This window comes from Salinirubrum litoreum, from assembly GCF_020567425.1.
GTDB lineage: Archaea > Halobacteriota > Halobacteria > Halobacteriales > Haloferacaceae > Salinirubrum > Salinirubrum litoreum.
This window is the reverse complement of the sequence record NZ_JAJCVJ010000003.1, coordinates 307,653-322,337: the sequence shown is the minus strand read 5'-3', so window position 1 is coordinate 322,337 and position 14,685 is coordinate 307,653. Positions and strand designations below refer to the sequence as shown.

General features: G+C 67.4%; 13 protein-coding genes. 6 read left to right on the top strand and 7 right to left on the bottom strand.

Annotated features, from left to right (window positions below; all coding sequences use genetic code 11):
* Positions 1–52: 52 nt before the first annotated feature.
* From LI337_RS17385 to LI337_RS17370, 4 genes are read right to left on the bottom strand one after another with little or no spacing between them, the layout of a single operon-like run.
* Positions 53–1,135, bottom strand: a complete 1,083-nt coding sequence (locus LI337_RS17385; protein ID WP_227231187.1) for an ABC transporter ATP-binding protein — start codon at positions 1,133–1,135, stop codon at positions 53–55.
* A 1-nt stretch (position 1,136) separates the two neighbouring features.
* Positions 1,137–2,033, bottom strand: a complete 897-nt coding sequence (locus LI337_RS17380; protein ID WP_227231186.1) for a carbohydrate ABC transporter permease — start codon at positions 2,031–2,033, stop codon at positions 1,137–1,139.
* The gene (locus tag LI337_RS17375) at positions 2,030–2,923 is read right to left on the bottom strand and encodes a carbohydrate ABC transporter permease (protein ID WP_227231185.1); all 894 of its coding nucleotides are present in this window, start codon (positions 2,921–2,923) and stop codon (positions 2,030–2,032) included. The genes LI337_RS17380 and LI337_RS17375 overlap by 4 nt, the downstream gene beginning before the upstream one ends.
* 26 nt (positions 2,924–2,949) lie before the next feature.
* Positions 2,950–4,284: an ABC transporter substrate-binding protein gene (locus LI337_RS17370; RefSeq protein WP_227231184.1), complete on the bottom strand. Its 1,335-nt coding sequence runs from the start codon at positions 4,282–4,284 to the stop codon at positions 2,950–2,952.
* Positions 4,285–4,446: 162 nt separating this feature from the next.
* On the opposite strand from LI337_RS17370, the gene LI337_RS17365 reads away from it, so the two are divergent.
* Both LI337_RS17365 and LI337_RS17360 read left to right on the top strand, forming a co-directional pair.
* Positions 4,447–6,495, top strand: a complete 2,049-nt coding sequence (locus LI337_RS17365) for an amylo-alpha-1,6-glucosidase (RefSeq protein ID WP_227231183.1) — start codon at positions 4,447–4,449, stop codon at positions 6,493–6,495.
* Positions 6,492–7,736, top strand: a complete 1,245-nt coding sequence (locus LI337_RS17360) for an AGE family epimerase/isomerase (protein ID WP_227231182.1) — start codon at positions 6,492–6,494, stop codon at positions 7,734–7,736. Before LI337_RS17365 ends, LI337_RS17360 begins: the two co-directional genes overlap by 4 nt.
* A 42-nt stretch (positions 7,737–7,778) precedes the next feature.
* Here the strand turns inward: LI337_RS17360 and LI337_RS17355 are convergent, their stop codons facing one another.
* Positions 7,779–8,918 carry a serine hydrolase domain-containing protein gene (locus LI337_RS17355; protein WP_227231181.1) on the bottom strand — a complete coding sequence of 380 codons (1,140 nt, stop codon included), beginning with the start codon at positions 8,916–8,918 and terminating at the stop codon, positions 7,779–7,781.
* Between the two features lie 90 nt (positions 8,919–9,008).
* Here LI337_RS17355 and LI337_RS17350 point away from each other — a divergent pair, with 90 nt between their 5' ends.
* Entirely contained in the window at positions 9,009–9,857 is an 849-nt protein-coding gene (locus LI337_RS17350) for a hypothetical protein (RefSeq protein WP_227231180.1), read from the top strand.
* Positions 9,858–9,946: 89 nt separating this feature from the next.
* Positions 9,947–11,236, top strand: coding sequence for an erythromycin esterase family protein (locus LI337_RS17345; protein ID WP_227231179.1), 1,290 nt, complete (start codon positions 9,947–9,949; stop codon positions 11,234–11,236).
* Positions 11,237–11,271: 35 nt separating this feature from the next.
* On the opposite strand, the gene LI337_RS17340 is transcribed toward LI337_RS17345, so the two are convergent.
* Both LI337_RS17340 and LI337_RS17335 read right to left on the bottom strand, forming a co-directional pair.
* Positions 11,272–11,616, bottom strand: coding sequence for a DUF8070 family membrane protein (locus LI337_RS17340; RefSeq protein ID WP_227231178.1), 345 nt, complete (start codon positions 11,614–11,616; stop codon positions 11,272–11,274).
* Positions 11,617–11,764: 148 nt separating this feature from the next.
* Positions 11,765–12,370, bottom strand: coding sequence for a hypothetical protein (locus tag LI337_RS17335; protein WP_227231177.1), 606 nt, complete (start codon positions 12,368–12,370; stop codon positions 11,765–11,767).
* Between the two features lie 197 nt (positions 12,371–12,567).
* Here LI337_RS17335 and LI337_RS17330 point away from each other — a divergent pair, with 197 nt between their 5' ends.
* Positions 12,568–13,842: an outer membrane protein assembly factor BamB family protein gene (locus tag LI337_RS17330; RefSeq protein ID WP_227231176.1), complete on the top strand. Its 1,275-nt coding sequence runs from the start codon at positions 12,568–12,570 to the stop codon at positions 13,840–13,842.
* Complete coding sequence (locus tag LI337_RS17325) at positions 13,839–14,654, top strand: hypothetical protein (protein ID WP_227231175.1); 816 nt, start codon at positions 13,839–13,841, stop codon at positions 14,652–14,654. Before LI337_RS17330 ends, LI337_RS17325 begins: the two co-directional genes overlap by 4 nt.
* Positions 14,655–14,685: the final 31 nt, after the last annotated feature.

The following is a 14,685-nucleotide window of genomic DNA, read 5'->3' as shown; positions in this document are numbered from 1 at the left end:
AGGTGATCCCCGTCGTATCGAAGGCGACGGACACCGACGCGCCGCCGGTGACTCACGAGGGGCAGTCGCGGGTCCGTATCAGACACTCCGCAGTGGCGGTCTCGAGGCCGACCTCGTAGGCTCGTCCGAGCGGTTCGACGACCGTGACCGTCGAGTCGACGGTCGCGGTCAGCGACGCCGGTGCCGTCCCGACCGGGCCGTCCTCCCCGACGACGTACCCGTCTTCGGGCCGGATACCGACCCGTGCGGCGCGCTCGGGGGCGGTCTCGGTGAGTGCGTCCACCAGCGGATCGGCCGTCGCCGTCGAGTAGAGGTTCATCGCCGGATCGCCGACGAACGAGGCGATGAACTCCGACCGTGGCTCCCGGTAGATCTCCCGTGGCGTGCCGACCTGTTCGACCGTCCCGTGGTTCATCACCGCGATGCGGTCTGCGATACTCATCGCCTCCTCCTGGTCGTGGGTCACGTAGATCGTCGTGATGCCGAGTCGTCGCTGGAGGTCGCGGAGTTCCGAGCGGGTGCGGAGTTTGAGCTTGGCGTCAAGATTCGACAACGGCTCGTCCATCAGCAGTACGGACGGTCGTCGCGCCAGTGCGCGCCCGACGGCGACACGCTGGCGTTGTCCACCACTGAGAGCGGCCGGTTGTTTGTCCAGCAGGTCCTGAATGTCGAGCAACGACGCGGTCGACTCGACGCGGTCCCGCATCGTCGCCTCGTCGAGATCCATCTTCCGCAGGGGGAAGCGGATGTTCCCTCGGACCGTCTTGTGGGGGTACAGCGCGTAGTTCTGGAACACCATCGCCACGTCACGCTCCTGTGGCGTGGTCTCGGAGACGTCGCGGCCGTCTATCGACACCGAGCCGCTCGTCAGTGCTTCGAGTCCCGCGACCATCCGGAGCGTGGTCGTCTTGCCACACCCCGACGGCCCGAGCAGGACCAGCAACTCACCGGGCGCGACCGAGAGGTCGACGGCGTCCACGGCCAGTGCCTCTCCGAACTGCTTCGTCAGCCTGGAGAGTTCGACTGCGCCACTGTCCACGTCTGGCTCTGTGAGCGAGTCCGCTTCAGTGTACGGGGGCGCGTCGGTGGCACGGCTCCCCGCCGCACCACCGTTCTGTCCGTCGTTCGGCGACATCTCAGCCCTCCACCCCGCCGGCGGTGAGTCCCTCGACCATGTACTGTTCGAGGTAGAGGAACATGACGACGATCGGTAGTGTCGTCAGGAACGACGCGGCCATCACCTGTCCCCAGACGTTCTGGAAGTTGGCGTTCATCTGTTCGATCCCGATGGGGAGCGTCAGCTTCGCCTGCGACTTCAGGAAGACCGAGGCGAAGATGTACTCGTTCCACGCGATCTTGAACGCGAAGAGGAACGCCGCCACGAGGATGGGCAGGCTCAGCGGGACGACGACCTGGTAGATCGTCTCCACCCGGGAGTAGCCGTCGAGCAGGGCGGCCTCCTCGATCTCGATCGGGAGGCTCTCGAAGTAGTTCCAGAGCATGTAGAGCGTCAGCGGGAGCGTACTCACGGTGTAGGTGATGAACAGGCTGAGTCGGGTGTCGACGATCCCGAGCGTGGCGATCAGTTGGAACAGCGGGACGATGACCGTGATCGACGACAGCATGTAGACGACGACGACGCCGCGACGGACGAGTCCGTTCCCCGGGAACTCCAGTCGGGTGAAACTGTACGCGCCGACGACGCCGACGACGAGCGAGAACGACGCGGTCACCGTGGCGACGATGGCGCTGTTGAGGAAGTACGCACCGAAGGCGAACGTCTCGGAGCCGAACAACACCGTGTACTGCGAGAACGTGATCGTGTTCGGGAGGAGCGAGGGCGTGTTCGAGTAGATCTGTCCGTCCGGGGTGAGACTCGTCAGCAGCATCACGTAGAAGGGGAGCAGGGAGACGAGGAGGGTGAGCCCCAACGCGAGGGAGAAGCCGAGCTTTCCGAGTCGGCTGTCCTTTCGGTACCCCGTCCGGAGCACGCGGAGACTCGACCTGACCTGCGCCGTGATCTGTCCGATCATACCTTGTCCTCCCCGAACAGGGTGACGAAGCCGACGACGAACATCGCCTGCACGACGAACAACAGGAGCGAGATGGCCGCGCCGAGTCCCTGTTCGAAGTTCGCGAACGCGGTCTGGTACGCGAAGATGGGGAGCGTGAGCACCTGCTTGGTGAGGAGCCACACCTGTGCGAAGGCGTTGAACTCCCAGATGAACCGGAGCAGGACGACGATGGCGATGGTTCCCTTCAGTTCGGGGAGCGTGATGTCCTTGAACTGTGCGACGGCCCCGGCACCGTCGATGCGTGCGGCCTCGTACATCGACTCGGGGATCGCCTGGAGTCGAGCGACGAACAGGAGGAAGGCGAACGGGAAGTTCCGCCACGCCGAGAAGACGATGACCGTCGGCAGGGCGGTGCTCCGCCGGGAGAGCAGTCCGGCCTCGGCGCTGTAGAGCCCCCACTCTGCGAGGATGTTCGGGATGGTCCCCCACAGCGGACTGAGCATGAACTGCCAGACGAACGCCACCGCGATGATCGGGGTGACGTGCGGCAGGAGGACGAGTCCACGCGCCAGTCGTCGCCCCCGGAACTCGCGGTCGAACAGCAACGCGACGCCGAGGCCGACGAGCGTCGAGAGGACCGTACTCCCGACGGTGAAGACGAGCGTCGTCCGGAACGCCTGCCAGAACCGGGGACTCGTCACGAGGTCGACGTAGTTCGACAGGCCCACCCAGGTCGGTGCTTGGTTCGGGTTCAGGGGGACCGTCGTGAAGCTGAGATAGACGTTGTAGACGATGGGGTAGAGGACGACCCCGCTGATCAGCACCACCGAAGGGAGGATGAGCGCGATGCCGAGTAGCGTCTCGCGTCGCTGAGCGGGCGACTCGAAGTAACGCTCGAGTCCGGCCACCGTGACGAGACGACCCCCGACCGACATTATGAGAGTGCGCTACGCATCGCCTCGGCCTGTTCGGTGGCGACCGTCTCGGGGTCGTCGCCGTTGATGACCACCCGGTTGACTGCCTCGGCGACGAGCGACTGGCTGGAGATCTGTCCGAACTCCGGCAACAGCGTCCCCTCGACGACGTCGAACCGGTCCATGTTCCCCAGTGCCGAGGAGATCTGGCCGATCGTCTCGCCCCACGCCGAGATGATGTCGTTGTCACGGTAGGCGTCGCTCTCCGCCGTCGACTGCCTGACGGGCATCGTCCCGCCGGGGTTGGTGTGGACCCACGACACGTACGAGTCCCCGCTCATGATGTGGGTGACGAGGTCCTCGGAGGCGGTGAGGGCGGCGTCGCCCGCGCCGAAGATCGCGTGACCGAGCACCTGTCCGTAGGTGCTCCGTCGGGTGTTCTCCGTGGCCGGCGCGAGCGCCGTGTCTTGGACCATCTCCTCGCCCTCGTCCGAGAGCAGGTCCGGGAGGAGGTACGACGAGTAGAGGAACATGTGTTCCTGCTCGTTGCCGTAGAGGTTCCGCGTGTCGTCGAACGTCACCGACCCCGGTGTGTACTGGCCGAGTTCCTGGTAGTACTCGAGCGTCTCGACCATCGCGTCGGAGTCGAAGACGACGTTGGCGTCGGCGTCGAGGACGCGCGCCCCGTTCGAGCGGGCGAACTGCGTGAAACACTGCCGTGCGTACGCGTCGACCTGCGTCCCGAAGCCGATGCCGTACGTGTCGTTGTCGGGATCGTGGAACGTCTCTGCGGCCTCCAAGATCGCGTCCCACGTCACCGGTTCGTCGAGTCCCGCCTCCTCGAAGGCGCTCCGCCGGTACCAGATCCCCTGGACCCACGCGTCCGCCGGCACGCCGTAGTAGCCGCCGTCGCCCGAACTCATGAACTGGAGCGGGCCGTCGCGGAAGTCGTCGGTGCCGATCTCCTCGATGACCGCGGTCGTGCTCTCCGGTGCGAGCGAGCCGTCCGCACCGAGGCGCTGGATCGTCTGGATCGCCAACAGCCCGACGTTCGGGAGCGTGTCGGACGCGACCGCACTGGAGAGCTGTTCGGCGATGTCGTCGTTGTCGACGTAGCGGGTGTTTACCGTCGTCCCGTTCGACTCCTCGAAGCCGTCGACGATCCCGTTGATCGGCCCGCGAAAGTCGTCGCCGTTGTGGATGTTCCAGTAGTCGATCTCGTCGGCACCCCCACCACCGCCGGTGCAGCCAGCCAGGCCGGCTGCTGCCGCCGTGCCACCGAGCTGGAGTAGTCGTCGCCGGCTCAGCGCGTCTGTCACTGCCGCCGTGTGTTGACCGTTACCATGTCCAGCCATGTCACGGTATCGTCAGACCAGCGAAATAAAGCTTCCGGCGAGCAACCCCGTTCAGTTGTTGTATTCCCCACAAGTGTTATTTCGGTGTACGATTGAGTCGTGTGCATGCTACGCACGAACCCGCCGACTGTGCAGTCGTCCGGCCACCACACTGCCTGAGCTATGCCACCGAGGACACTCGTCGACGGCTACACGTATCTCGTCCTCCCCGACGGCGAGAGCACGCGGTTCACACGGGACGACGTCGGAGGGCTGTACCACCGGGATACGCGGTATCTCTCGGCGTTACAGTGGACCGTCGACGGCCAACCCCTCCGAACGTTACAGTCGACGCTTCGGACGCCGGCCGTCCAGCGGGAACTCCTCGCGCCGGCGACTCCCACGGTCAACGACATCTCGGCGGGGAGCGTCCCCAAGCACAGCGGACTGGTCGCCAGACGAGCGACCGCCGTCGCCGAGGGGCAGGGACTCGTGCAACGACTCACCGTCTCGAACCACACGCCGGAGTCGACCGAACACGAGGTCCGCGTGACGTTCGACGTCGACTTCGCGGATCTGTTCGAGGTTCGGGGGTTCGACAGCACCATCGAGCGAGCGATCACGCGGGCACACGAGGACGGAGTGGTGACCGGGACCTACGAGTTCGCCCACGACGGCGAGACGTCGCGATACACGACCCGACTCACGACCGAGTCGGACGAGGTGGAGGCATCGGTCGACGCGTTCGCGTGGTCGCCGACGGTGCCACCACAGGGGACGCGGACGGTCGAACTCGCGGTCGGTCTCGACGGGCGTACGCCGTCGACGTCGCCCGACGAACTGTCGTCGGACACCGCCGGACCGATCGACGTCGAGGGGGTCCCCACGTCCGAAGCACGCCACGGTCCCGTCGTCGAACAGGCGGCCGCCGACCTCACGGCCCTCACGACCGAGACGCCGGTGGGACCGGTCCCGCTCGCCGGAACGCCGTGGTTCGTGACGCCGTTCGGTCGGGACGCACTGCTCACCGCGTACCAGACGCTCCCCGTGGCCCCCACACTGGCAGTCGGGACGCTCCGGTACCTCGCACGGCACCGGGCGACGACGACCGATCCCGTGACCGAGGCGGAACCGGGGAAGATACTCCACGAGCAGCGGAACGGCGAACTGGCGGCGCGCGGCCTGATTCCGCACACGCCCTACTACGGGACGGTCGACGCGACACCGCTGTGGGTCGTCCTGCTCGCAGAGACGGTCGCGTGGCTCGACTCGCCCGCGCTCGCAACCGACCTCCGGGCGCCGCTCCGCGACGCTCTCGAGTGGATCTACCGTGCGACCGAGCGCGGCCCCGACGACCCCTTCGTCTACTACGACTCCTCGGACCACGGGCTGACGCACAAGGCGTGGAAGGACACCGCAGACAGCATTCGCGCTGCCGACGGGACCCCCGCCGGTCGCCCCCTCGCGGTCGCCGAGGTCCAGAGCTACGCCAGCAGGGCACTCGCGGACGGTGCGGAGTTGCTCGAACGGATCGACACCGACACGGCACCGCCCCGCCCGCTCGACGAGTACGCGGCTCGTGCGTCGACCCTTCGGACGCGGTTCGACGAGGAGTTCTGGCTCCCGGACGCGCAGTTCTACGCCGTCGCCAAGACCGGTACGGGCGACATCGTCGACTCGGTCACGTCGAACATCGGCCACTGTCTCTGGATGGAGACGATTCCGGCCGAGCGTGTCGACCCAGTCGCAGCGCGGTTGACGGACGACGCGCTCGCGGGGGGCTGGGGACTCAGGACGCTGAGCGCGGCCGAGAAGGGCTACAGTCCGGTCTCGTACCACGCTGGCGGGGTCTGGCCCCACGACACCTCGCTGACTGCCCTCGGATTGTCGGCGCACGGCTACGGCGACGCCGCGGACGAACTGGCTCGCCACGTGCTGGACGCGGCGACGTCGTTCTCCCACCAGCGACTCCCGGAACTGTACTGTGGGTTCGACCGGACAGCACAGCCGACGACGTACCCTGCGGCTTGCACACCGCAAGCGTGGGCTGCGGGCGCGCCCTTCGCCTTCCTCAGAGCGAGCCTCGGCCTGCGACCCGACGGTACCGGTGGCGTCGAGGCGACCCGGTCCTCGTCGCTGTTCCCGCACACTGCGGTGCCCGACGGTTCGGTCGACGGAGTCGGACAGCGAGACGAGTGCTCACAGACGGACCCGTCGTCCACAGAACAATGACCGAGTATCGTCGCCGACCGTGGCTCGCCGACCGTGCCGGAGCGATCCACTCGTTCTACTACCCGACGTGTGTCGACGAAGCAAACGGCGGATTCGTCGCACAACTCGACGCGGAGACGGGCGACGTCTACGACCAGCACGCGAAGCACGTCGTGGCGACCGCTCGCTTCACGACGAACTTCTGGCGAGGACTCCAGTTCTGTGCCGCCGAGTCGGACGCGACCGGGACCGAGTTCGGCGACGCCCCGTCGACCGACACGGCGCTCCAGAGACAGGTCGAGCGTGGCGTCGAGACCCTCCGGTCGGCCTTCCGCGACGACCGTCACGGCGGCTATCACTGGCGACTCGACGGCCGGACACCAGTGTCGTCCCGACGCGTCTGTTACGGTCACGCGTTCGTCCTCCTCGCGTTCGCCCGCGCGGTCAGTGCCGGCGTCGACGGTGCCGAGCGAGGGCTCGCTGACGTCGCGTCGGTACTCGACGACAGATTCTACGAACCTTCAGCCGAGTTGTACAGCAGCGAGTACGACGAGACGTGGACCGATTCGGAGGACTACCGTGGACAGAACGCCAACATGCACGCCTGCGAAGCACTGCTCGCGACCTACGAGGCGACCGACGACCGGACCCACCTCGACCGGGCGACACGTCTCGCGGAGCGGCTTTGCGTCGACCTGACCGGGCCGACCGACGGTCGTATCTGGGAACATTACACCGCAGACTGGACGCACGACTTCGAGTACTACCGGGACTCGCCGGCGGACAAGTTCCGTCCGTGGGGGTTCCAGCCCGGCCACCACGTGGAGTGGGCGAAGTTGCTGGGCCTGCTCGACCGCAGCCACGAGTCGGCCCCGGACTGGCTCCTCCCTCGTGCCCGGTCGTTGTACGACTACGCGGTCACCGCCGGGTGGGACGAACTGTACGGCGGGTTCCACTACACCCTCGACCGGAACGACGAGCCGATCGTCGACGACAAGTACGGCTGGCCGGTCGCAGAGGCCATCGGTGCGGCGGCCGTCCTCTACGAACGAACCGGCGAGCGACGCTACCTCGCGGACTACGACCGGTTCTGGAACTACGCACAGCGCCGGTTGACCGCACCCGCCGGGAACTGGTACGAGCGTGTCTCCCGGCAGGGGGAGCCGTACGATACCTCGGCGGGACCGGCGGTCGAACCGGGATACCACCCGATCGGTGCCTGCTACGAGTCGTGGCGGTCGTTCGGCCGCCGTCCACCCTGAACTGTCGCACGCCCGGTCGCGGTCGTGTCCCGCCGGACCCGATCAGCGCGACTCCAACAGCGCCAACCGGACGGCATCCGAGAGCCCGGCGACGCGGGCGGCGTGTTCCCACGACTCCTCGCGAATCCCGTTCGTGACGTACGCGAACCCGACGTTCAACTCCGGATCGCCCCACCCGAAGATGCTCCCGAGGCCGGCGTGACCGAACATCCGCTCGCGGCTGAGCGACCCGAACATGTCGTTCGCCAGCCCGCCGGTCCAGAAGCCGAGTGCGTAGCGTGCTGGCCGCGAGAGCGTTCCATCTGACTCTGTCTCGGCGTGGGTGCGAGTCGCCGCCGCGACCGTCTCGTCGTCGAGCAGGCGCGTCCCGTCGAGTTCGCCGCCGTTCGCCATGCAGGCGTAGAAGCGCGCCATGTCGCGGGCGGTGCCGACCCCGTTCGCCGCCGGGATGACGGCCCGCCGAACCGACTCCTCGTTGAACGCCGTCGCCGACTCGGCGGCGGGGATGCCGAGTCCCTCACCCGGATCGCGGCACCGGTCGTACATCTCGAAGCCGGAGAGCGTCGCCACGTCGTCCGCCTCGTCGTCGGCGAGTCCGATCGAGGTCCGTTCCATCCCGAGTGGCTCGAAGACGTGCTCTGCGACGTACTCGTCGACGTGCTGGCCGCTGAGCCGTCGGATCAGTTCGCCGACCAGCCAACCGTAGTTGAAGGTGTGATAGGCGGGTCGCTCGCCCGGTGTGAAGACGGGGTCGATATCCTCCATCGCCTCTACGACCGCGTCCCAGTCGCCCCACTCCTCGGCACGGTCGTCGAACTCGCCGTAGGGGATGCCGGCCGTGTGGCTCAACACGTGGCGAATCGTGATCTCGGCTTTCTGTGTCCCCTCGTCGGCGAACGTGGGCCAGTGGTCGACCACCGGGTCGTCGTAGTCGGCCTCGCCCTGTTCGATCAGTTGGTGGAGTCCGACGCCGGCGTAGGGTTTCGTACAGGAGAAGACGAGATGTCGTGTGTCAGGCGTGGTCTGTTCACCCTCGGGGCCGGTGGTCCCGCCGGCGAAGTCCGCGACCAACTCACCGTCGACGTAGACGGCCAGTTGTGCGCCGTGGTGCAGGCCGACGTCGAGTTGTCGGTCGAAGGCTGCGCGAAGTCGCTCCCGGTCGCCGTCGGTGAGTTCGGGCATGCAGCGTGGTTATTCACGATCGATGATAGTTGTGTGGGTGCGGTGTGTTCGCCCCGAAGACACTTACCGCGAGGTGGACAGCGCGGAGCTATGCGACGACGAGCCCTCCTCGTCGGTTGTGCCGGCACACTCGGCGGACTCGCGGGCTGTCTGACCGGCGGCCGCGACGATCCGGCCGGGGCGACCGACCAGTCGGAGACACCGAGACCCACCGACAGGGCCACGGCGACGCCGACACCGTCGCCGTCGGTGTCCGCCTCTCTCATCTCACTCCAGCCAGCGGTCGTGACCTTCGTGACCGACTCGATCACCGTCTCCGGCGAGACGAGCCAGTATCTCTTCGTGGCCGTCGACGTGGAAGACGGTGAACCACCGGCAGTCGACGAGTTCACGTTCTGGTTCGCCGGAGCCGAGGCGCCCCCGCTCGAACCGCAGGGGAGCTACTGGTCGGACTACAACCCCGGCGCGACACGGTACAGTCGGAAGCAGGGAGAGGGGTGGCTCGCCTTCGACCTCCCGGCGACCGGGGACGCTTCAGGGGCTGCGCTGCGGTGGCCTGGTGGCGAGTGGACGCCACCACAAGCACTGCGTGAGCGCCTCTCCGCGCCTGCGCCACCCCTGTCGCTGGAGTGGTCGGTCCCCGAGACCGCCGAACTGTACACGACACCGACGCTCGGGTTCACGGTCACCAACACGGGAGAACTCGACGGCCGGTTCGTCGCGGCGCTCAACCGCATCGGGCCGCGAGTCGCCTACGCCCCCATCACGTCCGTCTCCCGTCGGATTCCGGCCGGCGAGACGCTCCGCTTCGAGGTGACCGACAGGTTCGACCTCGACGACCCCGGCGGCGACGAGGTTGGCGACGAGATGGCCGACCTGTCGTACGTCCTCCAACTCCCCGAGGGGGAACGTCGCCGCGAGGTTCGACTCGTCGAGTGAGACGTTCGTCGTGACGCTCACGCACTGGACAGCAGTACGACCGAGTTCACCACCCACTATTATCACACGTTCGGGAGAGAGATGGATCGATGGCTGACCACGGAGCAGACGGCCGCCCGGCCGAGTCGGTTCGTCGAGCCCTCCACGACGCGATCGTGCCGTGTGACACGGTCGACCCGTTCGACCCCTTGACCGACCTCGCGGCGTTCGGCACCACCGTCGGCGACGCCACCGTCGTCGGACTGGGAGAGCCGTCACACGGGACCAGAGAGGTGTTCCGACTCAAACACCGACTGTTCAGATACCTCGTCACCGAGTGTGGCTGTCGGACGTTCGCCATCGAGGCGAACGTCTCCGAGGCGTTCGCACTCGACGCCTACGTCAAGGAGGGCGACGGCACCGCACGCGACCGACTACTCGACTCGGCGGTTCACGACGTGTGGCACTGTGAGTCCGTCCTCGCGTTGCTCGAGTGGATCCGGTCGTACAACGAGCGCCACCCGGACGACCAGATCGGTGTCGCCGGCTTCGACATGCAGCACAACGAGACGACCGCCGACCACCTCCGGTCGTATCTCGAAACCGTCGACCCCGACTTCTTCGACCGGATCGAGAGTGACCTCACAGCGGTCGAACTGCCGGCCAAGGACGAGCAGGACGTCGAGAGCCTGCAGGCGTACGGCGAGGCGTGCGACCGGGTCGCCACGGCGCTGACAGACCGGTTCGACGAGTCACGACAGGCGTACGTCGAACAGACGAGTCCGGAGGCCTTCGAGCGGGCGCGCCACCAGGTCCGGGTGTTGGGACAGGCCGCCCGCCAGTTCGACGCGTTGGAGCCGGGCGAGCAGTCGTTCGACCACGTCGGCATTCGAGACGAGGCGATGGCCGAGAACGTCGCCAGACTGGTGGGCACCGAGGACGACCTCGTCGCGGTCTGGGCGCACAACGACCACGTCAAACGCGGCTCGCTCGCCTCGGGCCGCTACGGCGACATGGACTCGATGGGTGAACGACTCGCTGCGCGCGACGACGTCGACTACGTCCCGGTGGGGATCAGCATCGGCTCGGGGTCGGTCCGGAGTTACTCGCCGGACGCGGGGCGATACGAAGTGTATCCGGTCTCCGACCTGCCGGCAGGTTCGCTCCCGGCGACCCTCACAGACACCGGCCTCGATGTCGGCTATCTCGATCTCACGGACCTTTCCGAGACCGGTCCCCTCGGCGAGTGGTTCGCTCGCGGGCCAGCGCGCTACTCGATCACGGGTACGGCCATCGACGGCGATCCGGTCGGCTCGGTCGAATCGAACCCCAAACGCGATTTCGACGGTCTCGCGTTCGTCCGGAAGTCGAGTCCGGCGGTCGGTCTCACGGACGAGTGACTGGTCGTCGGCGGCGGTGGGTCGTCCGCCCCCCATCACACCAGCGTCTCGCGCAGTGTGAACAACACGACGAGGCTCCACAGCAACACGCCGCTCCCGTAACACAGCAACACGAGACGGAGAGAGCTCTCCGTGTTCGTGTACGCCGACAGCCCGGTCGCCTCCATCCCGAGTCCGTCCCCGTCTGCCGGTTCCGTACCGCTACTGTTTACGACGCTCGACGCGGTTCCGCCACCGAGAACGGCGAGGAGGAGTCCGCCCCCTGCGACGACGAGGATGACGAGCCCCGAGCGTGTCGCGAGATACGCCGCACCGACCGTGAGCAGTCCGAGCAGACCGGTGTAGAGGAGGAGTGGTCGCACGAGTGTCTTGGGGTCCATCTGTCGTCACCGTCCAGAACTGTCCTTACACCGACAGTATAGTTCTTGTGGCGGCGCGTGTCCGACTCTGTCCGAGACACACCGACTGCGCAGCACCTCGATCGCCCGGTGAAACAGTCCACCGCCGCGGTCGCACGACGCCACTTCCTCACCCGACCGGCAGCAGGATCGACTCGTTCGACGCGCTCCGCCCAGAGACGAGGTCGGTCAGTTCGACGACGGCGATGTACGTCCCGGTCGGGAACCGGTTCACGTCGACCGTCACCACCGTCTCGTGGAGCGACCCGGCGCTGTCGGTCGACAGGTCGATCCGACGACCGACTCGCTCGATGCGGAACCCCTCGAGTGTCAGGAGTCGCGCGACCACGCCGACGGCGGGAGTCGATCCGGGTGTGTCCGTCGGCCGGTCGCGGCGGTAGGTGAAGTTGACCGCGATGCGTGCCGGTTCGCCGGGCGGCACCGCGTCGATCCGGCGTTCGACCACGTCGCCGATCCGGTCCCAGCGGTCGACGATCCCGACAGCGTTGATCCGTGGTGCTCGCTGGCGATCACGCCGGCGAGCCACCCCCGCTTCGAGTTCCTCGATTCGCGCGTCTCGCTCTGCGAGAAGTTCGTCGCGGCGGTCGAGTTTCGCCTCCAGTTCCGCGATGCGGACCTTCCGGTCCGTCACCGCCTCCGAGTCGACGACGTCGTAGCCGAGACAGCCTCCGAGCCCAGTGAGTCCAGCCAGCGCGAGGAGTTGCCGCCGCTGCATACACGTCTGTAGGGCGGGCCGGAGTTGAATGTACGCACCGCCGTATGCGGTGACACACGGGCGGAAGACACTCCACCTGAACCACGCACGACACGACACAACTGCGACGCCGAGGACGGCACGCGCCATTGACCGAACGACTCTGAAGACTCTCGCCGTGGTCACGTCCTCTCACCGCCGGGCAGGCGTCTCCCACAATGACTAAACAACCCATCGCCGAACGGAAGCCCATGTGTCCCTCCAGACGCCGCGTCCTCTCGAGTGCAGGCGCTGCGGCCGTCGCAGCCGTCGGTGCCAGCACCGCACTCGGCGACACTCGGACTCCCCCGACAGACACGGAGTCGACGACTCCCGAGGTGGTCCCCGACTGGCCGATGTCCCGGTACGACCCGGCCGGGACCGCGTCCTCACCGACCGCCACAGGCCCCAAAGACGACGTCCGGACGGCGTGGACGACCGCTGCACCCGACTGGTTCGCCGGGACGAGCGCGCCGATTCTCTTCGAGCAGACGCTGTACGCGGCCGGCGGCGGGATGCTCGCACTCGACGTCGAGACGGGCGCGCGACGATTCGACTTTCCCGGCGCGTATCGGTCGACACCGGCGGTCGCACGGACAGACGTGTATCGAACCCCGACGCTCGCGACGACGGCCACGGCGGGCCTGTTCGGTGTGAACGCGAAGGGGGGCATCGACCTCCCGTTCACGAATCGCAACCTCGGTGGCGAACGCTGGCACGGGCCGAGGGCCACCGGGTCAGGCTACCTCGGCAGCCTCGCGCCCGTTCCAGCCGTCACCGCGGGCAGTCGCGTGTTCACCCCAGTCGCGGGGACGAACGACGTCGTGGCGGTCGACCCAGCGAACGGTGACGTCGCGTGGGAGCGTGTCGTCAACGAAGACGACACGGTCAGTTCTCAGCCCCGGCGTCCGGCCGTCCGTGACGGGACGGTGTACGTGACGAGTTGGCCGTCCCGGACGAGAGCGTACGACGCGACGACGGGCGAACGACGGTGGCGACGTGACCTCGACGACCAGCTCCTGCTCCCGCCGGTCGCGACGACCGAAGGGGTCGTCGTCCCCTCACGGCAGTACGTGTGGCTACTCGACCCGGACGACGGCACCACGCTGTGGCGGCGTGACCTCGACGGGAACGCGACCGAGAGCGCACCCGCAGTCGCCGACGGGCGCGTGTTTCTCACCGACGAACAGGGGTCGCTGTACGCACTCGACCTCGCAACCGGCGAGACCGACTGGACGGCGTCGTTCGACGGAGCCACTGCGCCCGTCGTCGCAGACGGTGTCGTGTACGCGGTCCGCTCGGGGGTCGAACTCCTCGCGTTCGACGCGGCGACTGGCGACCGCCAGTTTCGCTTCTCACCCTCGCAGGTCCCACTCTCTCCACCGGCCGTCGGCGACGGGACGCTGTACCTCTCGAACCGGCAGCGCGTCGTCGCACTGGAGGACGGTCGATGACCGGTCAGCGACCTCGGGACGTGGATGCAAGCACCGGCGCAGCCTCGAACAGCGCGACCGACCAGAAGCTCCCCAACGACCCTCACTGGCGGCTGGTCGACGTGCTCCGGGAGGTCGTGCGTCGACTCCGCGCGGACCCAGTGCTCGTCCTCCCGTTTGCGTGTGCTGGACTGGTCCTCGTCTCGGTCGACGTCTGGCGACGCCGCGACCCGCTCCCGGTCTCGCGACCGGACTCACTGTCGAGAACACTCGAAGTGCAAGCCACCGTGGTCCCGTCGGGCGTCCCGCGGACCGTGAGACGTGTCGACGCACTCGTCGACCTGCAAGCGACGTATCTCGTCGCGGGGGTGGGGCTCGAACTGCTCGTCCCGCTGGTGATCGCGACCGCCGGGTGGCTCACGGTCGGTCGAGCGAGTACTCGGGGTCGGACGCTCGGTGGACTCGTCCGATACCTCGGGGTCGTGCTCGCCGTCGTGACAGTCCCGACGCTGGTCGACGTTCCCACCGTCGACGTGTCCTCGCTGTTCGTCGGGCTGTTGCTCCTCGTGGTGGGGGCCTTCCTCACGATTCGTGTGTTTCTCGTCCCCGGCTACGTCGTCGGCGGTGACTCACTGGTGACAGCAGTCCGGCGGAGCGTCCGGGAATCGACCGGCAACGCCCTGGCGATACTCGGCCTCGCCGTCGGGTTCGGCACACTCTCGTGGGCGCTCGCCGTCCTGTTCGGCCCGGTCGGCGGGGGCGTCAGCACGGCTGTCGGCGGTGTGGTTCACGCGATTGCACTCGCAGTCCTCGTCGACTGGTCGACGGCCTGAGCGACTCGAGGAGGGAGCACGGGACCCACAC